We start from the raw sequence: 23,292 nt of genomic DNA, 5'->3' as shown, positions 1-23,292 counted from the left end.
GGAAAGTTACCGATGAGAAACCTACGACAACGAAACTTACCATTCAGTAGAAATGGCGGTGACCGCCGGGTCGTCTGGGTCTTGTGACCGCTTGGTCCCCATGTGGCCTAAATCTCGCGATCGGTGCGCTGAGCTGGGAACTTTCCCCTGTCCGGTGACCGGCCTCCCCGTTACTTGGGGCAGCGGTTACAGTGGCGAGTGCCGAATTCGGGAGGCCGGGTGTTCTACACGTTCATGTCGCGCGTCGTCGCGCCGATCCTGCGCCTGATATTCCGACCGCGCGTCGAGGGCCTGGAAAACGTGCCGACCGACGGTCCGCTCATCGTGGCGGCCAACCACCTGTCGTTCATCGACAGCTTCATCATCCCGCTGTCGATCCCGCGTCCCGTCACCTACGTCGCCAAGGCGTCGTACTTCGAGGGGAAAGGGCTGAAAGGGCGGTTCGTCCGCTGGTTCCTGACCACGCTCGGTCACGTCCCGATCCAGCGCGGCGCCCAGCGCGCGGCGATGGGCGCGCTGGAGCAGGCCGTCGGGATCGTCGAGTCCGGCGGCGCGTTCGCGATCTACCCCGAGGGCACCCGCTCCAAGGACGGACGGCTCTACCGGGGCCGCACCGGCGTCGGCTGGCTCGTCCTCGCCACCGGCGCCCGCGTCCTGCCGGTCGGCCTCGCGGGCACCGAGAAGATCCAGCCCGTCGGCACCGGACGGCCCCGGATCCTCGCGCCGCGCCCGACCGTCCGCATCGGCAAGCCCCTCGACTTCGGCCACTACAGCGAGCTGCCGCCCGCCAAGGCGCGCCGCGCCGTCACCGACGACATCGTCGCCGCCATCCAGGAACTGACCGGCCAGGAGTACACCGGCGCGTACAACGAGCACGCCGACGCCGCCGGTTAGGGTCGGCGCATGACGCGCAGGATCCTTCCCGTCCTCCTGCTGGCGACGGCGGCGACCGCGAGCGGCTGCGGCGGCGACGGCGGCGGCCCGTCCCCGGCGTCGACGGCGCGGGCCCAGCTCGGCGGCGCCGGCTACACCGCCGCCCAGCTCGAACAGGCGCTGATCACCGACCTGCCCGGCTACCGCCGCGCGGGCGCGCCCGACTCCGGCGAGTACGGGGCGCTGCGGTCCGTCCAGCACTTCCGGCAGCTCCAGCGCGCCGTCAAGGTGGACCGTCCGGACTGCGCCCGCACCGACCCCGCCGCCGCGCTCGACGCGGCCACGCCCGCCGCGATCGTCTCGTTCACCAAGGGCGGCGGCGTCAGCGTCACCGAGACCCTGCTGTCGCTGCCCGACGACCAGGCCGCCCGGCTCGTCGGCGAGCGCACCCCCGCCGGGTGCCGGACGTTCACGACGACCGTCGGCGCCCAGAAGGCCGAGCACCGGGTCGTGGAGCCGCCGCCCGGGACGATCGGGCAGGGCTCCCGGACGGTCGGCGTCACGACCGTCAGCGGCAACTCCCACACCAAGACCTGGTACGTCGTCCTGCGCGGACGCCGCACCGTCACCACGATCAGCCTGTTCGGGCCGGTCGCCACCCGCGCCGACGCCGAGGACATCGCCCGTCGCGCCGACGAGCAGGCGCGCCGCATCCTCTCCTGACCCTCGCGGCGGACCGGACGAACGGATAGTTTTCCGGTACGCGTCCGTGACGAGTGAGGGAGACGCTTGGTCGGCAAGGAAGGCCGGGTCACCGGCAGGATCGGTCCCGGGCTGGTCGGCGAGGTCATGATCGCCGTGCGCGGCGGCGCCGAGGCGTTCTACGCGCATCCCGTCAATCCCGGGGACGAGTTCGCCGTCGGGCAGATCATCGTCGTGGTCGAGTACCACCCGCCCCGGACCGTCTATGTCGCGCCCGCTCTGAGCTGACATCGGGCGGAACCTCGGGGCCGTTCGCGGCGTCTACGCAGATGCACGACTTCAGCGCCGTCCGCGCGGCGGCGCGCACCCCCCCGAGGAGGCACCCATGCCCATCGCCGTGGCGGTGATCGGCGCCGTCGTCGCCGTCATCGTGCTGATCATCATGTTCAAGATGGTCTGGCGCGTCGCCGAACCGAACGAAGCGCTGATCATCTCGGGGCTCGGCGCGAAGTCCAAGCCCGTCAACGGGATCGACAGCCTCGGGTTCAAGATCGTCACGGGCAAGGGGACGTCCGTCCTGCCGGGCTTCCAGGTCGCGCGCCGCCTCCGCCTCGACAGCCGCGCCGCGAACCTGGAGGTCAACTGCGTCACCCAGCAGGGCATCCCGGTGAAGGTGCGCGGCGTCGTCATCTACAAGGTCGGGGACGACCTCGTCTCGATCGCCAACGCCGCCCGCCGCTTCCTGGAGCAGCAGAGCTCGATGGACGGCGCCATCCACGAGCTGTTCACCGGCCACCTGCGCTCCATCATCGGCAACCTGACCGTCGAGGACCTCATCCTCAACCGCGAGCGGCTGACCAGCGAGACGCGCAGCTCCGCCGCCGACGAGATGAGCAAGCTCGGCCTCGTCGTGGACTCGCTCCAGATCCAGGAGATCGACGACGAGACCGGCTACATCACCAACATCGGCCGTCCGCACGCCGCGAAGGTCGCCGCGACCGCCCGCATCGCCGAGGCCGAGCGCGACCAGGAGGCCACCCGCCGCGAGCAGGAGGCGGCGCGCGAGAACGCCGCCGTCATCCGCGACACCCAGATCAAGAAGGCCGAGTACGAGGGCCAGGTGCAGCAGGCCGCCCAGCAGGCCCGGCAGGAGGTCATCCTCAAGGAGACCCGCAACGCCGAGCTGGAGGCCGAGCGCACCGAGAAGCGGCTGGAGAGCGAGGTCCGCAAGCCCGCCGACGCCCGCGCGTACGAGCAGGTGAAGCTGGCCGAGGCCGAGCGCGAGGAGCGCATCGCCTACGCGCAGGCCGCCGCGACCGAGGTCCAGCTCAAGGCGCAGCGCGAGGCCGAGGCGACCCGGCTGCTCGGTGAGGCGCAGGCCGAGGCGACGCGGCAGAAGGGCCTCGCCGAGGCCGAGGCGATCCAGGCCCGCGCGCGGGCGCTCGCCGAGAACCAGGAGGCGGTCATCGCCCAGCAGCTCGCCGAGAAGTGGCCGGAGATCGTCCAGGCCGGGGCGGGCGTGTTCGGGAACGTCGACAACATGGTCGTCCTCAACGGCGCCGAGGGCGTCGAGGACCTGCTCGCCAAGGCGCTCACGCTCGGCGGCACCGGCCTCGGGCTCGCCCGCACGCTGCTCAACGGCATGGGCGGCGCCGCGGCGAAGGACGGCGGGAACCCGGCCAACGGGCAGGTTCCGGCGGCCATCGAGTCCGAGAACTGACGGTTCGCGCCGCACACCGGTCGGTCGGCCGGTGTGCGGCGCTCTGGCCGCGCGGACGTCCCGGACCGATTATGTTCATGGGCATGTCCGTGCCGCGGCTCGCCGTCACCGTCGACCTCGTCGTTCTCACCGTCCGCGAGCAGCGGCTCTGCGCGCTGATGTGGCGGCGCGACCGGGCGCCCTACGACGGCGCGTGGTCCCTGCCCGGCGGCTTCATCCAGCTCGACGAGGACCTGCCCGCCGCCGCGTCCCGGCTGATGGCCGAACGCGCGGGGCTCGCGGACGTCCGGATCCACCTCGAACAGCTCGCCACCTACGGCTACCCCGACCGCGACCCGCGCCAGCGCGTCGTCAGCGTCGCCTACCTCGGCCTCGCGCCGGACCTGCCCGCGTCCAGCCGCGCGCAGGTCCTCTGGCAGGCCGTGGACGACCTGGTGGAGCGCGACCGTCCCGCCTTCGACCACCGCCGCATCCTCTGCGACGGAATGGAACGGGCGCGGGCGAAACTCGAATACACCTCGCTCGCCGCCGCGTTCTGCCCGGCCGAGTTCACGGTCGCCGAACTGCGCCGCGTCTACGAGATCGTCTGGGGCACCCCGCTCGACCCCCGCAATTTCCACCGCAAGGTCACCGGCGCGGACGGCTTCCTCGTCCCGACCGGCCATTCCACGACCCGCGACGGCGGCCGTCCCGCCCGCCTCTACCGCCGCGGCGACGCCGAACAACTCCGCCCCCCGATGCTCCGCCCCCGCCCCTAGTCGCCCTCTTCGTAGGCGGCGAGACAGTCGCGGCGGAGCATGTCCGTGCGGATGGTCAGCGCGCCGAGCAGTTCCTCGTCGCTGAACCCGTCGGTGGTGCGGAAGGCCCAGCTCGGGTGGCCCTCTTCGTCCAGGCATTTCACGAGGACGATCCCGCCCAGGGCCGTCCAGCGCTCCGGCAGCGGCAGGACCTCGATGCCCGGGAGGGCCTCGCCGATCGCGATGGGCTTCTCGTCGTCGGCCACGGTCACTCCTCGGAGAACGTCCGCCGGTGGGACCCGCGGACCCGGCGAATATACGGGGTCCGGCGGCCGTCCGGAAACGGATTTTCCGCGGGGCGGCCGGGTTCGGATCCGGCGTTGGGAGGCTAAAGGAACGGCGTCGGCGGGCTGGTGTCGCGGAGGGCGCGGGTAGTGCCTCTGGAAACGGGGGTGAAAGATGAGCGCAGGGTTGCTTCCGACGCCGGACTTCACGTTCGATCCCGAGGCGGCCGGGGCGTGCGTCGCCGGTGTGCGGCCCTTTCGCAAAGGGGCGTACCGGCTGGACGCCGAGACGGTGTCGGGGAAGTTCGTCGTCCACAACTACGGGCACGGCGGCGCGGGGATCACGCTGAGCTGGGGGTGCGCGGCGAAGGTTCGCGACATCGTCCGGGAACGGCTCACGACGTCGCATGACACCGAGGTCGCGGTGCTCGGCGCGGGCGTCATGGGGCTCACCGCCGCGACCTTGCTGCTGGATCTCGGGCTCGATGTCACGATCTACTCCGACCGGCGGCCGGTCGACACGACCTCGCACAAGGCGGGCGGGGAGTGGGGCGTGTCGGTCATCGACTCGGTCGGGAAGAAGGAAGAACTCAAGCAGATCATCACGACGGCCTATACGAAGTTCAAGTGCAGTGTGGGGCAGAATTTCGGCGTCTTCGAGCGGCCGTTGTTCACGCCGAAGGAGTCGGAGAACCTGGAGATCGTCCGGGACTGGCTGCCGAACCTCCTGCCGGAGCGGAAGAAGTGCGACCGGCTGCCCGTCAGCGGGCCCGCGCGGCGCGGGTTCGAATACCAGACGCTGCTGATCGAGCCTCCCGTGTTCCTGAACCGGCTGGAGACTGATCTCGCGGCGCGCCACGTGCCGATCGTGCTCCGCCGGTTCGCGAGCCGCGCGGAAGTTCTCGCGCTGTCGCAGAACATCATCGTCAACTGCACGGGACTCGGTTCGATGAAGCTGTTCAACGACGCCAAGATGTGCCCGATCACCGGGCAACTGGCGATGCTTCCGCCGCAGCCGGGACTGAAATACCTGCTCGGCCGGGACGGGTACATGTTCCCGCGCAGCGACCATGTCGTCATCGGCGGGACGACCGAGCAGAAGGTGAACAGCGAGGTCCCCAACAAGGCGTGCTGCAAGCAGCTCGTCCGGGGGATCGCGAAATGGTTCGGGCTCGCTCCGGCGGAACCGCTGCCCGACACGCACATTCACCATCCGCGCAACGCTCCGGTCGTGGATCCGCGTCTGGCGGCGTCCTTGGAGGACCGGTGACGTTCACGGTCGCCGACTACGTCCTCACGCGGCTGGCGCAGCAGCGCGTGGACACCTTGTTCGGCGTTCCGGGCGCCTACTGCGCGGACCTCTACGGGGCGACCGCCGCGCACGGGATCACGCCGGTCGTCACCGCGAGCGACCTGGAGGCCGGGTACGCGGCGGACGGTTACGCGCGGACGAAGGGACTCGGCGCCGTCGCGGTCGCCAACGGGGTCGGCGTGCTGAGCATGATCAACGCGATCGGCGGCGCGTTCGTGGAGCGCAGCCCGGTCGTCGTGCTGAACGGCGGGCCGAGCCGTGCGCAGCTGGACAAGCTGAAGACGTTCGACGTCCTGTTCTCGCATTCCACCGGACGGCCCGACGCGGACCTGACCGCGTACAAGCTCGTCACCGCGAGCGCGGTCCGCGCCGAGAAGGCCGCCGACGTCCCGGCCGTGGTGGACGGCGCGCTCACCACCGCGCTGAGAACGAAGAAGCCGGTCTATGTCGAGATCGCCCAAGATCTGTGGAGAAAGGCGTGCCCGTCGCCCACAGGATCGCTGTCGCCGGGCGTCCCGCCGGTCGGTACCGAGAAGCAGCTCGCCGCAACGATCGTCGCGCAGATCCGCGCCGCGACGTCGCCGGTGCTGCTGGTCGGCGCGGAGATCCAGCGCTACGGCCTCGCCGACCGCGTCGCCGACCTGATCGCGCGGCTCGGCGTGCGCTGGTCGAGCGCGCTGCTCGCCAAGTCGACGCTCGCCGAGCAGGGGAACGGCTGGGTCGGCGTCTACGACCCGCCGCACTCGGCGCCCGCCGCCGCGGACGCCGTCGAGCACGCCGACCTGCTCGTGACGCTCGGCTGCGTGTTCCCCAGCGGCTACGCGCGCCTGGTGGCGGGCGGCCGTGACCACATCATCTCCGCCTACGACGGCACGGTGAAAATCCGGACCGGCGCCAAACAGAACGCCGAGATCGGTGCCCTGGTCACAGCCCTGGCGACCGAGGCGGCGAAGGCACCCCCGCGCCCGTCCCCGCCCGCGCTAAGACCGCCCGCCCCCGGCCCGCCCGCCGGCGCCCTCACCTACCGGGGCGTCTTCGAGCGGATCGCCGCGGCCCTGGACGCGTCCTGGATCGTCGTGCCCGACATCTTCCTCGGCGTCTACTCGGCCGCGAACCTGCCTGTGAAAGGCCGCGACGGCTTCCTCTGCAGCGCCGTCTGGGCCTCGATCGGCCATTCGGTCGCCGCGTCCGTCGGAGCGGCCTTCGGCTCGTCCCGCCGCCCCCTGGTGATCTGCGGCGACGGCGGCTTCCACATGACCGCCCAGGCCCTGTCCACAATGGCCCGCTACAACCGCGACCCGGTCGTCATCGTCATCGACAACGCCCTCTACGCCTACGAGCAGTTCCTGGTGAACGAGGACTATTTCACCCACCCAGGAACACCGCCGGCCCCCTACCTGACGCTGAACAAATGGAACTTCACCCAGGTCGCCCAAGGCCTGGGCATCCCGTCCGCCCGATCAGTGAACACCGAAGCCGACTTCGACGCGGCCCTCGCCGCCGCGAAATCCTCCGCCAGACCAGCCCTGATCGCCGCCGAGATCAACCCCCACGACCTCCCCGCCGAACTCGCCTGAGCATCGTTTTCTCACACGCCCAACTGGTCGCGCATCGCGTCGACGTCGAGCAGGGCCCAGTGCTCGACGATGCGGCCGTCGCGGACGCGGACCATGTCCATGCTGAGGACTTCGTAGCGTCGGCCGGAGCCGGTGTGGGTGCCCCGCACGGTGTAGCGGTTGACGGAGGTGTCGCCCGAGACGATGTTCTGCTCGATCGTCACCGAGACGTCGTGGAACGTGCCGTCGGCGCTGATCTGTTCCCACTTGTGTCGCCACGCGTCGCGCCCCCGGTGATCGCCCTGGGTGCCGCCCCGGTGGTCGACGACCTCGGGATCGATCAGTTCCAGGGCGCCGTCGAGCCGGCCTTGCAGAATCTGCGGGTAGCTCTCGACGGTGCGCCGGTGAACCTCTCCCGGCCCTGGGCGCTCTGCTCCCTGCGGCATGCGGCTTCTCCTCCGGCGGCGATGGTAAATGGGGAGTTCCCCGGTTAACGGGTTCGGCTACCGTAACCGGGGAAGTCCCCGATTGGCAAGGAGAGTCATGTCAGCGCAGAGCGCGGAGCCCGGGCGTCGGCGCCGCGCGGACGCCCAGCGCAACTACGACCTGCTCGTGGCCGCGGCCAGGGACGTCTTCCACGACCACGGCGTCGACGCCCCGCTCGACGACATCGCCCGCCGGGCCGGCGTCGGCAACGCCACGATGTACCGGCACTTCCCGACGCGCCGCGAACTGATCATCGCGGTCTACGCCGATGAAGTGGCCGCGCTCTGCGACCGAAGCCGCTCCCTGCTGACCGTGGACCCTCCCGGCGACGCCCTTTTCGGCTGGCTGCGGGACTTCGTCGCGCACGTGGCGACCAAACGGGAACTGGCGCTGTCGATCACCGACGACCGCACGGGTCAGCGCTCCGCACTGTTCGACCACTGGCACGACTCGATGCACACGGCCGCGTCCGCGCTGCTGACCCGGGCGCAAAGCGCGGGCGCCGTCCGCCCGGACCTCAGCGCGACGGAATTGCTCGCCCTGGCCAACGGGATCGCGCTGACCGCCACGGACGCCGCTCGAACAGAGCGCCTTCTCCTGCTGGTCCGACAGGGCACGGACACCCCCGCACTATCGGCCGACGGCATCCGCTGAACGCGGTGCGCGCGACGCCGGTTTCCGCTGCGTCCTCGAACCGCGTATCCCGGCGAGGGCGGCGAGGGCGGTGGCGATGGCGAAGATCAGGGTGCCGAGGACGTTGACCTGGGGCGGTGTGCCGGTTCTCGTCGATGCCCAGATCCATAGGGGAAAGGTGAGCGTGGTGCCGCTGGTGAAGTTCGCGATGACGAAGTCGTCGATGGAGAGGACGAAGGCCAGAAGGGCGCCGGCCAGGATGCCCGGGGTGATGAGGGGGAGCGTTATCAGGCGGAATCTCGGCCAGGCGGTTGCGCCCAGGTCTTCTGCCGCTTCTTCCAGGGACGGGTCCAGACTTACCGCTCGTGCGCGGACTGTTGTCGCCACGAAGGCGGTCGCGACCATCGTGTGCGCGGCCAGGATGGTCGGATAGCCGCGGGGGACGTCGAATGTCACGAACATCGAGAGCAGCGATGCTCCCATGACCAGGTCCGGGCAGGCGATCACCAGGAAGAGGACGGCCGTTGCCGTGCCTCGGCCTCGGAAGCGGTGGCGGGCCAAGGCCAGGCCCAGAGGGGTTCCCAGCGCGGTCGCCATTGCTGTGCTCAGGGCGGCGATCGTCAGGGAGTTGAGGGCGGCGGTCGTCAGGTCGGGCTTGGCGAACAGGTGGGTGTACCACCTGAGCGTGAAGCCCTCCCAGCGGAAGTTCTGCTTGCCGTGGACGTCGTTGAAGCCAAAGACGATCATGACGGCGATCGGCAGGAGCAGCCAGGCGATCAGGAGCAGGGTGTAGAGGCGGAGCGGGGAGAATCGGCGGCGGGCGGGAAATTTCATGGTGTGGGCGTGTCCAGGATTCCGCGTGTGCCGAGTGCTCGGGCGTAGAGGAAGATTCCGGCCAGCAGGATCGCCATCAGCGTGAAGGAGAGGGCGGACGCCACGGGATAGGCGCCGTCGTCGAAGTACTGGGCCTGGATGACGTTGCCGATCATCGTGTTGCGCGGACCGCCGAGGATTTCGGCGTTCACGTAGTCCGCGGACGCCGGTACGAACGTCATGACCACTCCGGCGAAGACGCCCGGCAGGGAGAGCGGCAGGACGACGCGGGCGAACGCGGCCGTGCGGTCGGCGTGGAGGTCGTGGGCCGCCTCGATCAGACGCGGGTCCAGGCGTTCCAGCGCCACGTAGACCGGCAGGACCATGAACGGCAGGTAGGTGTAGGTGAGGCCCGCCACCACGGCCGTCGTCGTGTCGAGGACGTGGAAGTCGGATGGAACGATCCCGTGGTCGCGCAGCGGTCCGAGAACCGGGCCGTTGTCGGTGAGGACCAGCTTCCACGCCACCGTCCGCAGCACGAACGACACGAAATAGGGAATGAGGAGCAGGAGCAGGTAGCTGGATTTGCGGCGTCCGGCGCGGAAGGCGATCCAGTAGGCGGCCGGATAGGCGAGCGCGATGCACAGGATCGTCGCGAGAAGGCCGTACCAGAGGGACCGGACGAACGTGTCCCCGTAGGTACCCAGGCCGTCGGTGTAGTTCTGCCAGTGGAACGTCTGGCGGAATCCGTCGATGAGATTCCCCGTCTGGAGCGACAGCGACGCCATCATCGCCACCGGGACGACGAAGAACACCGCCAGCCACAACCCGCCCGGCAGGACCAGCAGATACGGCGCCAGGCGACGGGAGAACGGCATCACGAACCCCGGGCGATCGGCTCGAAGATTCCCAGGTAACGAGGCTGCTCGTCCGGAGTGAGACGGCGGTAGCGGCGGAGCCGCGCCATGTCGGACGCCGAAGGGAACACCAGCGGGCTCGCGCCCAGCCGCGTCAGGTCGGCGCGCTCGCGGCCGGTGGCCTGAGCCGCGTCCCGGCGGACGATCTCCTGCACGCCGGACACCGGGGTGATGTAGTTGACGAATTCCGTCAGCGGCGCATTGTGGGCCGGGAGATACAGCCAGTCCATGAGCGTCAGGGCGTCCACGGGAGAAGACGCGGTCCGTGGAATGCAGAGATTGTCCGTCCACAGCGTCCCGCCCTCGGACGGCACCACGAACTTCACGTCCGGGCTGGTCAGCGTGTAGACGTCGCCGGACCACGCCATCGTCAGCCACACGTCGCCCTTGCTGACGGCGTCGACGTAATCCTGCGTGTAGTACTTCCGCACGATCCCGTCGTCGCGCTGCCGCCGCAGCCGGGCCGCGGCCTTCTCCCAGTCGGACGGCCGCGACGTCTCCGGATCCACCCCGACGGAGAACAGCCCGAAACTCCCGAGTTCCTGCGCGTCGCTCATCATCCCGACCCGCCCCCGGTATTTCGGCGCGAACAGCTGGGCGATGCTGGTGATCTCCTCGTCCACGTACTTCGTGTTGTAGGCGATCCCCGTGATGCCCGCCTCGTACGGGACGGTGAACGCGTTGCCCGGGTCATACGACGGATTCCGGAACCCCGGCGCGGCGTGCGCGGCGAAGTTCGGCAACCGGGACAGATCCAGCGGCGCCAGATAGCCGAGCCGCCGGCACTGCTCCAGCTGGATCCCGTTCGTCATGACCATCAGGTCGAAGCCGATCGACTGCCCGGCCGCCAGCGGCGCCCGGATCTTGCCGAACCACGGCCCCATCTCCTGAATGGCCTCCCGGTACGCGACGCGGATTCCGGTGTCCTTCTCGAACGCGGTGAGCGTCGCCCGGTCGTCCTCGATGTAGCCGGGCCAGTTCGCCCAGCTCAACCGTCCCGTTCGCCGTTTCCCGGCCCAGAACGACGTGACGTCCGGAGTGGCCGCCCGGCCTTTCACCCCGCACGCCGACAACGCCAGGGCGGTGCCCGCAAGCCGCAGCGCGTCGCGCCGCCGGACGGGGCTCAACGGGCGGTCTCCAGCGCGTACGAATGGTCCGGTTCCCACGACAGCCACACCTCGTCGCCCCGCGCGGCCACCTCGTCGGCGGACGCCGCGTTCTGCCGGAACACCACGACGTCCGCACCGGCCGACGTCGTGACGTTGTAGTTCGTAGCGGTCCCGAGATAGACGACCTCGGTGACCGTCCCGCGCACGCCGCACAGCCCGCCGCCGGGCCGCGCCCGCCCGAGGGAGATCTTCTCCGGCCGCACGGCCAGCTCCAGCCGCCGTCCGCGCGCGACCGCGCCGCGCACCGGAACCTCGATCCGCCCGTCGGCCCCGTGGACGACCACCGCCCGCCCCGCCGCCACCTCGGCGACCTCGCCCGCCAGCAGGTTCGACGTCCCGACGAACGACGCCGCGAACCGCGTCGCCGGACGCTCGTAGACCTCCCGGGGCGTCCCGACCTGCTCGATCCGCCCGTCGTTCAGCACGGCGATCCGGTCCGACATCGTCAGCGCCTCGCCCTGGTCGTGCGTCACGTAGACGAACGTCAGCCCGACCTCGCGCTGGATCCGCTTCAGCGAGACCTGCATCGCCTGCCGCAGCCGCAGGTCCAGCGCGCCGAGCGGCTCGTCCAGCAGCAGCGCGCGCGGCCGGTTCACGAGCGCGCGGGCCAGCGCCACCCGCTGCTGCTGCCCGCCCGACAGCTCGCGCGGACGGCGCCGCTCCAGCCCCGTCAGTTCCACCGTTTCCAGCATCGCGCCGACCCGCGCCGCGATCTCGCCGCGCGGCACCCGGCGCCGCCGCAGCCCGAACGCCACGTTCTCGAACACGCTGAGGTGCGGGAACAGCGCGTACGACTGGAACACCGTGTTCACGTCGCGCCGATGCGCCGGCACGCCCGTCACGCGCGTCCCGTGCAGCCGCACCTCGCCGGCCGTCGGCTCCTCGAACCCGGCGATCAGCCGCAGCGTCGTCGTCTTCCCGCAGCCGGACGGCCCGAGCAGCGAGAAGAACTCGCCCTCGTGGACCGTCAGGTCCAGCCCCCGGACGGCGGTCGTCCCGGAACGGTACGTTTTCGCGACGCCGGCCAGCTCGACCGCCGGGGCCTGTGGGCTGGTCATGCCGGTGACCTTGGCAGATCGTCCAGATTTATGGCAAGCCGCTCACTCGTTGCCCAGTTCCTCCTCGATAGGCGTCGAGTGCGTGACGCGCTCGTGCTCGGCCAGGTCGGCATGGCGGTGCTCGCGGTGCTGGACGGTGCGCTCGGTCGTCGTCAGGTCCGGCGCCGGATCCACCGGCACCGACCGCATGACCTCGTCCAGGTTGGCGTAGTCGGCGAGCGGCAGCGCCCGCAGCGCCCGGACCTGCGGCTCGCCCGCGCCCACCCGGCTCGCGTGCGCGACCAGGTCGTCCTTGGACGCCGGAAAGCGCATGTCGTTCAGCGCCGCCTTGATCTCTCCCGCATCATGAAGCCTCATGCCCGCCGGTTACCCGGGCCGCCCGCGCTGTAACGGTCAGCCGTGGAGCGAGCTCTGCTCGACGCCGAGCGCGAACTCCGGCCGCCACGCGGCGCGGCCGGACGGGCAGTGCCCCGACGTCAGCCGCTCCCGGACGTTCAGCCGCCACGCCCCGTCCCGCGCCCGGTAGGTGTGGCGCGCGGCCAGCAGGGTCTTCCCCGCCGTTCCGTGGACCGCGACCGTTTTCGCGGGCGTCCGGTCGCCCCAGTCGATGGTGACGGAATAGGAGCACCCGACGGTGCTCTGCGCCGGATTGGGCACCTGCACGGCCACCTTCGGATTGGTGCTCGCGCAGTTCTCGTCATGCGGCGGCTTGAGCACGCACGCGTCGCTGTAGGTGGGCCGTCGCCCGTCGTAGGTGCCGACGTCCACGATCGAATGAATGCCCGGCACCGGCACCCCGATGCCCGCCGCCACCACGACCAGCACGACGAATCCCACGACCGCCGCCTCCACGATCGCGAAGAACAGCGGCAGCACGCCGATCAGCCCGACGGCGACGCCGACCGCGAGCAGGAACACGCACATCCCGAAGGACGGATAAAGGTAGTCGGAATACGTCGTGGCCTTCGCGGCGCCCGCCCGCCGGGCGAACTCCGCCGTGACGGCGTCCGGCAGCCCGCCGTTGTTGAACTGGGAGAAGAACGTCACGAGCCCCACGACGTTGGCCGCGACGAGGGCCACGTGGTGCCCGCCGTTGAGGACCTTCATGCCCCGGCTCAGGTGGCGCCACGCGACCGTGAAGTCCATCCACCGCGTCAGCACGCCGACGACGAAGACGAAAACGAACGCCCCCAGCATCGGCGTGCCGTCGAACGGCCCGTTCACCGCGTTGAAATTGCCGGTGACGCCGTCCAGGCGCACATGCCGCAGCGGCGGGCCCTGGTAGTCGATCTCGTACAGGTCAGGGAACAGCATCGCCGCGATCGCGAGACCCGCGCCCCACACGATGAAGCGCGACCGGCGGCGCGCCGACATATTGATGAAACGCCCGATCGGCCCGGAACCGAGCTTGATCGCGACGTCCTCGACGTTCTTGAGCGGGACCATCGCCGCCTCCCCCGAGTGCTCCTCCCACTTTCGCAGCGGAAACGGCGGAGAGCGGCGGAACGGCCTGGCCGAAAGCGGACTCGCCCGGTCAGATGCCGAGCAGGTCGACCAGGTCGTCGGCGTGGTCCTCTTCTTCGGCGAGGATGAACTCCATGAGGCGGCGGCTCGTCGGGTCGCCGTCGCCGAGCCAGCGGATGATCTCCTGGTAGGTGGAGATGACGATCCGCTCCGCCTCCAGGTTGTCGCGCAGCATCTGGGCGAGGTCGCCGTCGGACGGCGTCGTGTAGTCCGTCGCGGAGCGCTCGGTGAGCTTGGCCGGGTCGAACGCGGGCTCGCCGCCGAGCTGGTTGACGCGGCCCGCCACGCGCAGCGCGTGCCCCAGCTCCTCCTTGGCGTGGTCGGTGAACTGCGACGACACCTGGGCGCTGTCGATGCCGCTCGCGGAGATCGCGTGCCGCGTGTACCGCAGCCAGCAGACGACCTCGGTGGCGACGACGTCGTTGAGGACCTCGATGACCCGCGTGCTGTCGCGCCCGTAGGTCTCGGTGATCGGCCCCTCCTCCATCTTCTGCCGCACCTCGGCGCGGATCTTGGTGACGTCCAGGACGAAGTTGTCGCTCATACCGGCCCTCCCGTGATGATCATCGGCGCCCGGTACGTTCCCGCGTCCCGGCCAAGGGAGCGGCCGACGGCGGCAAAGTCGTGATCATCACCACGGAATAGGACGACCGGGTCAGGGAAGAGGTGGAGAGCGCATTGATCGTCGGTCAAAAACAGCAGTCCCCGCCGTCCCAGCAGGGTTTCCGCGTCTCCGGCGTTTCCAGCGCCGCACGCGGGGCAGTCTGCCATTGTCGAGGGAAACGGAGGCGATCCGGTATGAAGGTCGTGATCGAGATGACCCTGCCCCGGGACGCCGGCAGCGCTCCACTGGCCCGGCACACGCTCGACGCCTCCCTGCGCGGGCTCGGGGTCGAGCCGGGCGTGCGCGCCGACATCGCGCTCGCCCTGGGCGAGGCGTGCGCCAACGTCATCCAGCACGCGCGCGCCAGCCACGAGTACGAGGTCCGCGCGCTGATGGACGGCCTGCGCTGCGTCGTGGACGTCATCGACGGCGGCGGCCACAACGGCGCGCAGCCCTGGGCCGACGCGCAGGCGCCGCCGCACGCCGAGAGCGGACGCGGCCTCCAGCTCATCCGCGCCTGCACCGAACAGCTGGACATCTCCGACCGGATGCACCGCGACGGGGCCGTCGTCCACTTCGAGAAGTCGCTGGTGGGATGAGAACGGCCCCGTTCCGCCGGGCGGAACGGGGCCGTGGACCGACGATCAGCCGGTGACCGGCAGGTCGCCCTGGACCGGCTTCGGCTTGGGCGCGGCGGCCTTCGGCGCGTGCGGCTTGACCGGCTTGACGGGCTTCACCGGCTTGACCGGCTTCACCGCGTGCGCCGGGGCGCCGCAGGTCGCCGAGGAGACCGCGAGCGTCTGGGCCTTGCCGCCGCCGAGCGGGACGGTCGCCGACAGCGCCGTCACGCGCAGCCGGCCGTCGGGCAGCCGCTCCTGCTTGTTGAGGACGACCGCGCCGTCACCGAGCCCGTCCACGTGGAACGGGACGGTCGTGTTCGGCGGCGGGCTCACCGCGAGCCGCTTGCCCGCGACCAGCGCGTTCACGATGTGGGACGTGCCGCGGCCGGCCTCGCACTTGGCGGTGACGGCCTCGGCGAACAGCCCCGCGCTCGGGACCTTCAGCTTCGCGACCTCCGACGAGGCGAAGCCGCGCGACGCCTTCACGTTGAGGACGCCGACGTCGACCAGCTTGTCGGGGTTCACCCGGGCGAGGCTGCGCGTGACGGTGGCCGCGGCGGACTGCGCGAGCGGCAGCGGCGGCACCGAGACCGGCCCGGTCGCCGTCAGCCCGAACGCCGTGCTGCCGGGGGTCGCGGCCGGGGCCGCGGCGCCCGCGGGGGTGGCGGCGGCGACGCCGATCGCGGCGGCGACCAGGCCGATCTGGGCGAGGCGGGCCTTCATCGAGGACATGGATCGACTCCTAGTTCACATGCTGAGGTACGGCTGACCCGGGGGATCAGCCGGAGATGAGGACGACCGTCCCGAGCGGCACGCGGGACAGCTCGCGCAGCGCCGCGTCCGGCACCCGGACGCAGCCGTGCGAGACGGCCTTCCCGAAGACCGAGGCGTCCGGCCAGCCGTGGAACGCCACGGTGCCCGGCCCCCCGCCGAAGGTGTCCAGCGACGCCGAGTGCGTGCCGAGCGGGATGACCAGCGGGCTCGGCGTCTTCTTGGCCGGGGCGAGCTGGGCGAGGACGAACGTCCGTCCGGTCGGCGTGGGCGTGTTCGCGGCTCCGACGGCGACCTTCCACGCGCCGACGCTCGTGCCGGACTTCTCCAGCGTGAGGGTGCGGCGCGCCGTGTCGACCCTGACCGTGTACGGCGAGCGGGCGGCGCGGAGCCCGTCCTCGCCGGAGATCCAGCCGCTGGCCTGGTCGGGCCGGCTCGGGAGCAGGACGCGCGACCAGGTGCCGGAGCGTTCGACGACGGGGACCCAGGTGGGCCCGCCGAGCTCCGTCACGGGGAGCACGGCCACCTGCCGTCCGCCGGGCCGGTCGAAGACGGGACGCGGCGCGGTCGGATGCACGACCGTGCCGTCGCCGCCGTCCGCGGCGCCGGTGTCCCGGGCCAGGGCGGGGATCTTCGCGTACGTGGTCGTTTCGGGCGTCTTCCCGGTGGGGGACGCCGCGGACACGGGCCGGTCGTCCGCCGTGGCGGCGTCCGGCGACTGCCCGCACCCCCCGAGGACCAGGGCCAGCGCGGCCACGGGCGGCAGGATCACGGCCGCGCGGGCGCGCGGGCGGGTGCGGTGCGTTCTCATGGAAGGGCCCCCTCCGGGAGGCGTGATGTCCGACCCGATAAGCAGCTCGGGGGAAAGGTTTACGGTCGTCATCTCGCCGGGGATGCTAGCGGGGGGAGAACGGAGCGTGTTCGGATTTTCGGGGAATCCGGCGGGACTTTTCCCGCCGGGCCCGCGCCATTCCACGATAATGGTGAATATGTCCGGAACGACGGCTACAAGTTCGCTTGATCGGACATAACTCCGCTTTGCCCGCGGGAAATCGGACGAAAATGCTCAGGCGTGGCGTCCGGCGGCGGCGGAGAACTCGGCCAGCCCCCAGACGAGCGACTGCCGCGCCTGGGCGGGCATTCCGGACAGGATCCGGCCCAGCTCCTCGCGGCGCCGGACGCGCAGCCGCTCCAGCAGCCGCCGCCCGTCGGCCGTCAGCCGGACGGTCACCTCGCGCCGGTCCTGCCCGGTGTCGCGGCGCAGCAGCCCGGACGCCTCCAGCCGGTCGCAGAGCCGGCTCGCCGAGGACGTCAGCGCGCCCAGCCCGGCCGCGAGCCCGCTCACGTTGACCGGGCCGCGTTCCAGGATGAACAGCGCGCGGAGCTGCGTGGCGGGGACGGGGACGTCCGGCCCGTCATGGACGCGGGCGACGACGTCCAGGAGGGCGCCCGCCGCCGCGTCGAGGGCCGCCGCGGTCTCCAGGGGGTCCTGACCGGGTGGAGCGACCATGTATCCCACTGTGACACAAGGGGTCGGCGGCGGGCATCTCGACCGGGGCGATGCGGTCAGCGGGGAAGCTTCACCACGGTGACGAAGAAATTGTCGATCTGCCGTACGACCTGGATGAACCGGTCGAAGTCGACGGGCTTGGTGACGTACGCGTTCGCGTGCAGATCGTAACTGCGGAGGATGTCCTCGTCGGCCTCGGACGTGGTCAGCACCACGATCGGGATGCTGCGCAGGTCCGGGTCCGCCTTGACCTCCTCCAGCACCTGCCGGCCGTCCTTGCGGGGCAGGTTGAGGTCCAGCAGGATCAGGTCGGGGCGCGGCGCGTCCGCGTGCTCGCCCTCCCGCCGCAGGAACGCCATCGCGTGCTCGCCGTCGCTGGCGACGTGGAGGTGGTTGCGGAGCTTGTTGTGCTCGAACGCCTCGGTCGTCAGCAGGACGTCGCCGGGGTCGTCCTCGACCAGCAGCACCTCGATCGGGCGGGCGTCGGGCGCCGGGTCGTTATTCATCCGCGGTCTCCTTCTCGGCCGGAAGTGTCCACCGTATGACGGTTCCGGGGCTTTCCTGGTCTTCGTTCACGTCCAGCCAGATGCGACCGCCGTGATACTCCACGATCTTCTTGCAGAGCGCGAGCCCGATGCCCGTCCCGGCGTACTCCTCGCGCGGGTGCAGGCGCTGGAAGATGAGGAAGATGCGCTCGGCGTGCCGGGCCTCGACGCCGATGCCGTTGTCGGCGCAGGCGAACTCCCAGGCGTCGCCGTCGCGCCGCACGGTGATCTCCACCTCGGGCGCGACGCCGGGCCGCCGGAACTTGATCGCGTTCCCGATGAGGTTCTGGAAGAGCTGGCCGAGCTGCGTCCGGTCGCCGCGCACGTGCGGGAGGTCGGCGACGCGGACGTCCGCGCCGGTCTCCTCGCGCAGCGTCGCGAGGTCGGCGAGGGACTGCGCGGCGACGGCGTTGAGGTCGACCGCGTCCTCGGTGCGGCTGACGCGGCCGACGCGGGAGAAGCCGAGCAGGTCGTTGATGAGCGCCTGCATGCGCTTGGCGCCGTCCACGGCGAACTCGATGTACTGGCGGCCCCGGTCGTCGAGCTGGTCGCCGTAGCGGCGCTCGATCATCTGGCAGAAGCTCGCGACCTTGCGCAGCGGCTCCTGGAGGTCGTGGGACGCGACGTAGGCGAACTGCTCCAGCTCGGAGTTGGAGCGGCGCAGCTCGGCGGCCTGGGCGTCCAGGAGCTGGCGGGCGCGGGCCGTGCGCTGCCACTCCAGCAGGATCCGGTGCCGCATCGCGTCGATGACGGCGGCCAGCTCGGAGATCTCGACGGGCCGCCGGATGTCGAGCGGGTGCGTCAGGTCGCCCTGGACGACGGCCTGGACCTTGTCGCTGAGCTGCGACACCGGCCGCAGGACCGTCCGGCGGATCAGCACCGCGAGCGCCAGCCCGGTCACGACGATGACGCCGAGGGCGCCGCCGACCGACCAGGTCGCCGCGTTCGCGCGGCTCTGCAGGATCCGGACGGTCTCGGCGTGCAGCGCGGTGATCCGCTGCTGCACGCGCGCGATGTCGGTCCGGACGGTCACGAACCGCGCCTGGCCCGTCTTCTCCAGCTCGTCGGCGCCGCGCCGGTCGGCCGCGACCGGGTCCGCGTAGGCGGTGCGCCACGCGGCGATCTCGGCGGTGACGCGGTCGAGCCCGGCGAGCGTCGGCCCGGCGCCGTGGACGCCGCGCAGCAGCGCGCGCATCCGGCGCGCCGCCGCGGCCTCGTCCCGGACGGCGGCCCGGTACCCGGCGAGGCTCGATGCGGCGCCGGTCGCCGCGTACTCGCGGACCAGCGTGTCCTGGCGGGCGATGGCGCCGCTGAGCTGGAACTGCTCCAGCGTCGCCGGGTCGACCTTGTCGATGAGCGTGTTGCGCGCGCCGATGTTGCCGGCGAGCGCGAACCCGGCGAGCGCGACGGCGGCGGCGAGCAGGACGGCCAGCAGCACCGACCCGATGCGGTAGAGCTGCGACAGCCGGATGCGGTCCAGGCCGCGCCGCTCGGGGCGGGGCATCGGCTCCACGAACGCGGGCGGGCCGAGGACGGCCTCCAGCTCGGCCAGTTCCTCGTCGGTAAAGTCCTCGGCGGTGTCTTCGGCGGTGTCGGCGGTCATGAGAGTTCACCCCGGGTGAGCAGGAGCAGGGCCAGGTCGTCGGACAGGACGTCGCCGTTGCGCCGTTCGGCCTCGCCGATCAGGCCGTCCAGCAGCGCCCGGCCGCGCTCGGCGCGGGCGTGCGCGGCGCGGGCGAGGGTGAGCAGCCCGGCGAGGTCGAGGCGTTCGCCGTCGCCCTCGCCCGAGTAGCCCTCGATCAGGCCGTCGGTGTAGAGCATGAGCGCCCAGTCGTCGCCGAGGTGGACGTCGCCGGCGGGCCAGTCCAGGCCGGGCAGCAGGCCGAGCGCGGGGCCGCACGGCTCGTCGGGCAGCGGGTCGACGCCGTCCGGCGTGAACAGGACCGGGCGCGGGTGCCCGGCGCGCCAGACGCGGACGGTGCGGCGGTCGGGCGCGAGCGCGAACATGCACAGCGTCGTGAAGATCTCCTCGCTCCACCGCTCGTGGCACAGCACGGCGTCGAGCGTGCGCAGCAGCGGGGAGCCGGTGTGGCCGGCGAGGACGAGCGTGCGCCACGCCATGCGCAGCCGGACGCCGAGCGACGCCTCGTCCGCGCCGTGCCCGCTGACGTCGCCGATGACGCCGTGGACGGTGCCGTCCGCCATCTGGACGGTGTCGTAGAAGTCGCCGCCGAGCAGCGCCCGGTCGCGGCCCGGACGGTAGCGGGCGTGGTGGCCGATGCCGGGCTCGTCCAGGATCGGGACGGGCAGCAGCCCGCGCTCCAGCCGCGCGTTCTCGCGGCCGAGGATGCGGGCCTCGACGAGCTGGCGTTCGGACTCGTCGGCGCGCTTGCGCTCGATGGCGTAGCGGATGGCGCGGCTGAGGAGCGGGCCGTCCACGTCCTGCTTGACGAGGTAGTCCTGCGCGCCCGCGCCGACGGCCGCGACGCCGACGTGCGCGTCGGCGAGGCCGGTGAGGACGAGGACGGCGATGTCCGGCGCGGCCTTCAGGACCTGCCGGAGCACCTCCAGGCCGGACGCGTCGGGCAGCGACAGGTCCACGATCACGCAGTGGAGGGAGCGGGTCAGCGACCGCAGCGCCTCGGCGAGCGTGCGGGCGACGATGATCTCGACGTCGGGTTCGGACTCGGCGATGAGGTCCTCGAAGAGGAGGGCGTCGGCCGTGTCGTCCTCGACCAGCAGCAGGCGCAGGCGTGTGCCGGTCGCCACGCCCGGAGTCCCGTTGCGGGTGACGGCGGACACCGCGTCGTTCCCTCCTTTGTCCCGCCCGTGGGCGGTGACCGTCTCGGTCTGCTTGTCATCGGGCAAATGTTAGGCCAGCCGGTCGGTTACGAGCAGTGACTCGGGGAACTGGATCCGCTGAGCAAAAGGAGTGATCCCGCATGGCGCTGAGTGTGCCGCCCGCACGGCGCGAGTCCGTCGACATCGCCGAATCGTGGCAGGTTTGCCGCATTCGGGGCGACCTTGACTGTACTCGGGCGGATCTGCTGCGCGCGTACGTGGACGCCGCGCTGGAGCCGCCGGTGCCGGGCGGGGCGCCGCGGATCGCGCTGCACCTGGCGGAGGTGCCGTTCTGCGACTCCTACGGACTGTCGGCGCTGGTGTACGCGGCGAAGCGGCTGCGCGCGGCGGGCGGCGCGCTGCGGGTGACGAGCGCGTCGCGGCAGGTGCGCTCGCTGATCCGGCGCTGCGGGCTGGACTGCCTGCTGCCGCTGCCGGACTGAGTCGGCGGCGGAAAGAGATCGTGCCCGGCGTGCGAATGGTCGCGGAGCCGTTTCGGCGACGATCTTGCTCGGGGCCGCGCGGGCCTTTACCCGGAGGGTCGGAACGCGCGGCGGCCGGCGGCCGGTGCGGGAACGCCGGAGAAGGGAAAGCCGACGGGGGTCAGGCGCTTTTCAATGGCCGCCGGACGGCCCGCCGCGCGGCGCGCCGCTGGGCCACCGCGGCGCGCGCCGCGTTGAGGCTCTCGCGGACCTGGGCCGCGCCGCGAGCCGCCGTGGCGCCGTCGATCTTGCGCCCCGCGTAGGCGGCGAGGACCTCCGCCACGGGCGGCGGCGTGTACTCGTCGCGGCGGGGTTCGACGGGGGCGACCGGGACGGCGGCGGGCGGGCTGGGAGGGATTCCCTCGGCGATGCGGGCCGCCGGGGTGAGAACGAGCGCGAGATGGGCGTGGCACTGCGGGCACTCGGCCTCGGAATGCGTTTCTCCGTTCACACCCCCCATCATTACCCGGGGGTCTGACATTTCATCCGCGCCGACCGTTTCCCGCGGTCCCCGGGAGACGAAGGACGCCGGTTCGTGATGGGCGAAATGGCGTCAGCGGCGCGCCGGGGAGGGCACGGCGCGGGACGGCGCCGGATGGGTCCGCGTCGGTGTGGCGTGCCGGGCCGCGCCGGTGACGGCCAGCGCGACGAACACCGCGAGCCACAGCACGGCGCGTCCGGCCCGGTGGCCGTAACCGCAGGTCAGCCACAGGGCGGCGAGCCCGGCCCGGTGCCAGCCGCCGGGCGTGCCGCGCCGTCTGGCCTGGAGCGCGCGGTAGCGCAGGTCGCGGGACGTCCGGCCGGACGTGGCGGCGGCGAGCCGGGCGTAGAGGTCGGCGAGCGCGGGGTCGGGCCGGGGGCCGGGGTCGTCGGCGAGGACGGCCGTGGCCCGCCACGGCGCCAGCCGGGGCCGCAGGACAGGGAAGACGCACCGGCCGGTGAGGCTCAACTCACCGCTGACGCCGAGCAGGACGCACCGCGACAGGTCCACGTCGGCGAGGGCGATGCGGGGCGCCCGTACGTCGCGCAGGGACAGCAGCCGGACGGGCGCGGCGGGCGGCTCGTCCAGCCCCGCGAGCGGCCGGGCGGCCTCGCGGACGTCCAGCGGCCCGGCGAAGGACGCGCCGGTGAGGTCCAGCGCGGCCGAGCGGACGCGGAACTCGCCGCGTCCGCGCACGCACGCGCCCCGGGCCGAGAGCAGCGGGGCGGCGGCGGTCACGTGCAGGCCCTCATGGGCGGTCAGGCCGTCCAGTTGGAGCGCTCCCATGACCGTCAGCGGCCCGAGCCGCGCGCCCCGCCGGAAGCGGGCGCGGTCGAACCGGGCGTTGCGGCCGACGCGCAGCCGCCGGAACGACGCCGGGCCGGTGAGCCGGGCGCCGCGCAGCGCGAAGTCGCGGTCGAGGCGGGCGCGGTCGAACTCGGCGGCGCCGGTGAACGCGGCGTGGTCGAAGTCCGCGTCGGCGAACCAGCGGGTCTCGCCGAACAGCGCGTCGCCGCCGAACACGGCCTCCGCGAACGACGCGTGGCGGTGGAAGCGCGCGGTGTGGAACGTCACGCTGCCGCCGAACCGGGCGCCGTGGAACGAGACGTGGCCGAGGAAGCGGGCGTCGTAGAAGGACGCGGGGCCGGTGAAGGCCGTCCCGTCGAAGGACGCGTCGCCCTCGAAGCAGGCGTCGGCGAACGACGTCCCGGCGGGCAGGACGGCGCGGTCGAGGCGGGCGCGGCCGAGATGGGGGCGCCCGTCCGGGCCGCGCAGGGCCGCGAGCAGGGCCGCCAGCGCGGACGCGGGGACGGCGACGCCGCGCAGGTCGAGGTCGGAGCCGGGCCGGAGCGCGGCGAGGAACCGGTCGAAGCGGTCGGCCCGCAGGTGCGCGACGCAGGTGCCGGACGGGACGGCGGACCGCCCCGCGCAGCCGGCGACCGGGCACCGGGGCCAGTCCAGAGTGCTCACCGAGGCGTTCACTCTGACCGTTTTACCAAGGGGATGGGCGTCCTGGGATCTTTCTTTACGGTCAGGTCGCTGATGCCTCGTTCTTGACCGTCGTTCAGTGTGCCGAACCCCGAGTGGCCGAGGCGGAACATGGGCATGATCGTCATATCCGACTCCAGGCCGAAACTTCCGTTCGACTGCTGTT

Annotated in this window: 27 protein-coding genes; 10 read left to right on the top strand and 17 right to left on the bottom strand. The window is 71.8% G+C overall.

Annotated elements, in window-relative coordinates; genetic code table 11:
* The first annotated feature begins 219 nt into the window (after window positions 1–219).
* From GQ466_RS23195 to GQ466_RS23175, 5 genes are all read left to right on the top strand, one after another.
* Complete coding sequence (locus GQ466_RS23195; protein WP_161105236.1) at window positions 220–894, top strand: 1-acyl-sn-glycerol-3-phosphate acyltransferase; 675 nt, start codon at window positions 220–222, stop codon at window positions 892–894.
* Between the two features lie 9 nt (window positions 895–903).
* Window positions 904–1,596 (top strand): hypothetical protein, encoded by a 693-nt coding sequence (locus GQ466_RS23190; protein WP_161105110.1) that lies wholly within the window; start codon window positions 904–906, stop codon window positions 1,594–1,596.
* 66 nt (window positions 1,597–1,662) lie between these two features.
* Window positions 1,663–1,863, top strand: a complete 201-nt coding sequence (locus GQ466_RS23185) for a hypothetical protein (protein WP_161105109.1) — start codon at window positions 1,663–1,665, stop codon at window positions 1,861–1,863.
* A 97-nt stretch (window positions 1,864–1,960) separates the two neighbouring features.
* Window positions 1,961–3,295 (top strand): flotillin family protein, encoded by a 1,335-nt coding sequence (locus GQ466_RS23180; RefSeq protein ID WP_161105108.1) that lies wholly within the window; start codon window positions 1,961–1,963, stop codon window positions 3,293–3,295.
* Window positions 3,296–3,378: 83 nt separating this feature from the next.
* Window positions 3,379–4,053 carry an NUDIX hydrolase gene (locus GQ466_RS23175; protein ID WP_103562678.1) on the top strand — a complete coding sequence of 225 codons (675 nt, stop codon included), beginning with the start codon at window positions 3,379–3,381 and terminating at the stop codon, window positions 4,051–4,053.
* Here GQ466_RS23175 and GQ466_RS23170 read toward each other — a convergent pair.
* Entirely contained in the window at window positions 4,050–4,298 is a 249-nt protein-coding gene (locus GQ466_RS23170) for a hypothetical protein (protein WP_202420963.1), read from the bottom strand. The two genes, GQ466_RS23175 and GQ466_RS23170, sit on opposite strands and share 4 nt — an antisense overlap.
* A 193-nt stretch (window positions 4,299–4,491) precedes the next feature.
* Here GQ466_RS23170 and GQ466_RS23165 point away from each other — a divergent pair, with 193 nt between their 5' ends.
* Together GQ466_RS23165 and GQ466_RS23160 are read left to right on the top strand one after the other, a co-directional pair.
* Window positions 4,492–5,586: an FAD-dependent oxidoreductase gene (locus GQ466_RS23165; protein ID WP_161105106.1), complete on the top strand. Its 1,095-nt coding sequence runs from the start codon at window positions 4,492–4,494 to the stop codon at window positions 5,584–5,586.
* Window positions 5,583–7,205 carry a thiamine pyrophosphate-binding protein gene (locus GQ466_RS23160; RefSeq protein ID WP_161105105.1) on the top strand — a complete coding sequence of 541 codons (1,623 nt, stop codon included), beginning with the start codon at window positions 5,583–5,585 and terminating at the stop codon, window positions 7,203–7,205. The genes GQ466_RS23165 and GQ466_RS23160 overlap by 4 nt, the downstream gene beginning before the upstream one ends.
* Before the next feature lie 11 nt (window positions 7,206–7,216).
* Here the strand turns inward: GQ466_RS23160 and GQ466_RS23155 are convergent, their stop codons facing one another.
* Complete coding sequence (locus GQ466_RS23155) at window positions 7,217–7,630, bottom strand: ester cyclase (RefSeq protein WP_161105104.1); 414 nt, start codon at window positions 7,628–7,630, stop codon at window positions 7,217–7,219.
* A gap of 97 nt (window positions 7,631–7,727) precedes the next feature.
* Here GQ466_RS23155 and GQ466_RS23150 point away from each other — a divergent pair, with 97 nt between their 5' ends.
* Window positions 7,728–8,324 (top strand): TetR/AcrR family transcriptional regulator, encoded by a 597-nt coding sequence (locus tag GQ466_RS23150; protein ID WP_161105103.1) that lies wholly within the window; start codon window positions 7,728–7,730, stop codon window positions 8,322–8,324.
* On the opposite strand, the gene GQ466_RS23145 is transcribed toward GQ466_RS23150, so the two are convergent.
* From GQ466_RS23145 to GQ466_RS23115, 7 genes are all read right to left on the bottom strand, one after another.
* Window positions 8,301–9,137: an ABC transporter permease gene (locus tag GQ466_RS23145; RefSeq protein ID WP_161105102.1), complete on the bottom strand. Its 837-nt coding sequence runs from the start codon at window positions 9,135–9,137 to the stop codon at window positions 8,301–8,303. The genes GQ466_RS23150 and GQ466_RS23145 overlap by 24 nt on opposite strands.
* Window positions 9,134–9,994 carry an ABC transporter permease gene (locus tag GQ466_RS23140; protein ID WP_161105101.1) on the bottom strand — a complete coding sequence of 287 codons (861 nt, stop codon included), beginning with the start codon at window positions 9,992–9,994 and terminating at the stop codon, window positions 9,134–9,136. Before GQ466_RS23140 ends, GQ466_RS23145 begins: the two co-directional genes overlap by 4 nt.
* A complete protein-coding gene (locus tag GQ466_RS23135) occupies window positions 9,994–11,160 on the bottom strand; it encodes an ABC transporter substrate-binding protein (RefSeq protein ID WP_237418261.1) in 1,167 nt (388 codons plus the stop codon). Before GQ466_RS23135 ends, GQ466_RS23140 begins: the two co-directional genes overlap by 1 nt.
* Window positions 11,157–12,260, bottom strand: a complete 1,104-nt coding sequence (locus tag GQ466_RS23130; RefSeq protein WP_161105100.1) for an ABC transporter ATP-binding protein — start codon at window positions 12,258–12,260, stop codon at window positions 11,157–11,159. The genes GQ466_RS23135 and GQ466_RS23130 overlap by 4 nt, the downstream gene beginning before the upstream one ends.
* A gap of 42 nt (window positions 12,261–12,302) precedes the next feature.
* Window positions 12,303–12,617 (bottom strand): DUF2795 domain-containing protein, encoded by a 315-nt coding sequence (locus tag GQ466_RS23125; RefSeq protein ID WP_161105099.1) that lies wholly within the window; start codon window positions 12,615–12,617, stop codon window positions 12,303–12,305.
* Between the two features lie 36 nt (window positions 12,618–12,653).
* Window positions 12,654–13,706, bottom strand: coding sequence for a hypothetical protein (locus GQ466_RS23120; RefSeq protein ID WP_161105098.1), 1,053 nt, complete (start codon window positions 13,704–13,706; stop codon window positions 12,654–12,656).
* A gap of 88 nt (window positions 13,707–13,794) precedes the next feature.
* Window positions 13,795–14,328 (bottom strand): ferritin-like domain-containing protein, encoded by a 534-nt coding sequence (locus GQ466_RS23115; RefSeq protein ID WP_161105097.1) that lies wholly within the window; start codon window positions 14,326–14,328, stop codon window positions 13,795–13,797.
* Between the two features lie 254 nt (window positions 14,329–14,582).
* On the opposite strand from GQ466_RS23115, the gene GQ466_RS23110 reads away from it, so the two are divergent.
* Window positions 14,583–14,987, top strand: a complete 405-nt coding sequence (locus tag GQ466_RS23110; protein ID WP_161105096.1) for an ATP-binding protein — start codon at window positions 14,583–14,585, stop codon at window positions 14,985–14,987.
* Between the two features lie 45 nt (window positions 14,988–15,032).
* On the opposite strand, the gene GQ466_RS23105 is transcribed toward GQ466_RS23110, so the two are convergent.
* The 6 genes from GQ466_RS23105 to GQ466_RS23080 all read right to left on the bottom strand — a co-directional run bounded on the left by GQ466_RS23105 (window position 15,033) and on the right by GQ466_RS23080 (window position 20,636).
* Window positions 15,033–15,740: a choice-of-anchor P family protein gene (locus GQ466_RS23105; RefSeq protein ID WP_161105095.1), complete on the bottom strand. Its 708-nt coding sequence runs from the start codon at window positions 15,738–15,740 to the stop codon at window positions 15,033–15,035.
* 46 nt (window positions 15,741–15,786) lie between these two features.
* Window positions 15,787–16,590, bottom strand: coding sequence for a L,D-transpeptidase (locus GQ466_RS23100; RefSeq protein ID WP_161105094.1), 804 nt, complete (start codon window positions 16,588–16,590; stop codon window positions 15,787–15,789).
* A 255-nt stretch (window positions 16,591–16,845) separates the two neighbouring features.
* The gene (locus tag GQ466_RS23095; RefSeq protein WP_161105093.1) at window positions 16,846–17,289 is read right to left on the bottom strand and encodes a MarR family winged helix-turn-helix transcriptional regulator; all 444 of its coding nucleotides are present in this window, start codon (window positions 17,287–17,289) and stop codon (window positions 16,846–16,848) included.
* A gap of 56 nt (window positions 17,290–17,345) precedes the next feature.
* Window positions 17,346–17,795, bottom strand: a complete 450-nt coding sequence (locus GQ466_RS23090) for a response regulator (RefSeq protein ID WP_161105092.1) — start codon at window positions 17,793–17,795, stop codon at window positions 17,346–17,348.
* Entirely contained in the window at window positions 17,788–19,437 is a 1,650-nt protein-coding gene (locus GQ466_RS23085) for a sensor histidine kinase (RefSeq protein ID WP_161105091.1), read from the bottom strand. The genes GQ466_RS23090 and GQ466_RS23085 overlap by 8 nt, the downstream gene beginning before the upstream one ends.
* Window positions 19,434–20,636, bottom strand: a complete 1,203-nt coding sequence (locus GQ466_RS23080; RefSeq protein WP_161105090.1) for a SpoIIE family protein phosphatase — start codon at window positions 20,634–20,636, stop codon at window positions 19,434–19,436. The genes GQ466_RS23085 and GQ466_RS23080 overlap by 4 nt, the downstream gene beginning before the upstream one ends.
* A 140-nt stretch (window positions 20,637–20,776) precedes the next feature.
* Between GQ466_RS23080 and GQ466_RS23075 the strand changes: the two genes are divergently transcribed.
* A complete protein-coding gene (locus GQ466_RS23075; RefSeq protein ID WP_161105089.1) occupies window positions 20,777–21,118 on the top strand; it encodes an STAS domain-containing protein in 342 nt (113 codons plus the stop codon).
* 160 nt (window positions 21,119–21,278) lie between these two features.
* On the opposite strand, the gene GQ466_RS23070 is transcribed toward GQ466_RS23075, so the two are convergent.
* Window positions 21,279–21,608, bottom strand: coding sequence for a hypothetical protein (locus GQ466_RS23070; RefSeq protein ID WP_202420961.1), 330 nt, complete (start codon window positions 21,606–21,608; stop codon window positions 21,279–21,281).
* A gap of 102 nt (window positions 21,609–21,710) precedes the next feature.
* Window positions 21,711–23,108 (bottom strand): pentapeptide repeat-containing protein, encoded by a 1,398-nt coding sequence (locus GQ466_RS23065; protein ID WP_161105088.1) that lies wholly within the window; start codon window positions 23,106–23,108, stop codon window positions 21,711–21,713.
* Between the last annotated feature and the right edge of the window lie 184 nt (window positions 23,109–23,292).

The sequence above is a fragment of the Actinomadura rayongensis genome (genome assembly GCF_009831215.1).
GTDB lineage: Bacteria > Actinomycetota > Actinomycetes > Streptosporangiales > Streptosporangiaceae > Spirillospora > Spirillospora rayongensis.
The sequence above is the reverse complement of the archived record's forward strand: the minus strand, read 5'-3'. Positions and strand labels throughout refer to the sequence as shown.

Excerpts from the sequence above, each read along its gene's own strand:
- GQ466_RS23110 (WP_161105096.1), top strand. The coding sequence starts at position 14,583 with ATGAAGGTCGTGATCGAGATGACCCTGCCCCGGGACGCCGGCAGCGCT.
- GQ466_RS23165 (WP_161105106.1), top strand. The coding sequence starts at position 4,492 with ATGAGCGCAGGGTTGCTTCCGACGCCGGACTTCACGTTCGATCCCGAG.
- GQ466_RS23115 (WP_161105097.1), bottom strand. The coding sequence starts at position 14,328 with ATGAGCGACAACTTCGTCCTGGACGTCACCAAGATCCGCGCCGAGGTG.
- GQ466_RS23145 (WP_161105102.1), bottom strand. The coding sequence starts at position 9,137 with ATGAAATTTCCCGCCCGCCGCCGATTCTCCCCGCTCCGCCTCTACACC.
- GQ466_RS23090 (WP_161105092.1), bottom strand. The coding sequence starts at position 17,795 with ATGAATAACGACCCGGCGCCCGACGCCCGCCCGATCGAGGTGCTGCTG.
- GQ466_RS23180 (WP_161105108.1), top strand. The coding sequence starts at position 1,961 with ATGCCCATCGCCGTGGCGGTGATCGGCGCCGTCGTCGCCGTCATCGTG.
- GQ466_RS23105 (WP_161105095.1), bottom strand. The coding sequence starts at position 15,740 with ATGTCCTCGATGAAGGCCCGCCTCGCCCAGATCGGCCTGGTCGCCGCC.
- GQ466_RS23120 (WP_161105098.1), bottom strand. The coding sequence starts at position 13,706 with ATGGTCCCGCTCAAGAACGTCGAGGACGTCGCGATCAAGCTCGGTTCC.
- GQ466_RS23130 (WP_161105100.1), bottom strand. The coding sequence starts at position 12,260 with ATGACCAGCCCACAGGCCCCGGCGGTCGAGCTGGCCGGCGTCGCGAAA.
- GQ466_RS23075 (WP_161105089.1), top strand. The coding sequence starts at position 20,777 with ATGGCGCTGAGTGTGCCGCCCGCACGGCGCGAGTCCGTCGACATCGCC.
- GQ466_RS23100 (WP_161105094.1), bottom strand. The coding sequence starts at position 16,590 with ATGAGAACGCACCGCACCCGCCCGCGCGCCCGCGCGGCCGTGATCCTG.
- GQ466_RS23140 (WP_161105101.1), bottom strand. The coding sequence starts at position 9,994 with ATGCCGTTCTCCCGTCGCCTGGCGCCGTATCTGCTGGTCCTGCCGGGC.
- GQ466_RS23175 (WP_103562678.1), top strand. The coding sequence starts at position 3,379 with ATGTCCGTGCCGCGGCTCGCCGTCACCGTCGACCTCGTCGTTCTCACC.
- GQ466_RS23125 (WP_161105099.1), bottom strand. The coding sequence starts at position 12,617 with ATGAGGCTTCATGATGCGGGAGAGATCAAGGCGGCGCTGAACGACATG.
- GQ466_RS23155 (WP_161105104.1), bottom strand. The coding sequence starts at position 7,630 with ATGCCGCAGGGAGCAGAGCGCCCAGGGCCGGGAGAGGTTCACCGGCGC.
- GQ466_RS23085 (WP_161105091.1), bottom strand. The coding sequence starts at position 19,437 with ATGACCGCCGACACCGCCGAAGACACCGCCGAGGACTTTACCGACGAG.
- GQ466_RS23190 (WP_161105110.1), top strand. The coding sequence starts at position 904 with ATGACGCGCAGGATCCTTCCCGTCCTCCTGCTGGCGACGGCGGCGACC.
- GQ466_RS23150 (WP_161105103.1), top strand. The coding sequence starts at position 7,728 with ATGTCAGCGCAGAGCGCGGAGCCCGGGCGTCGGCGCCGCGCGGACGCC.
- GQ466_RS23095 (WP_161105093.1), bottom strand. The coding sequence starts at position 17,289 with ATGGTCGCTCCACCCGGTCAGGACCCCCTGGAGACCGCGGCGGCCCTC.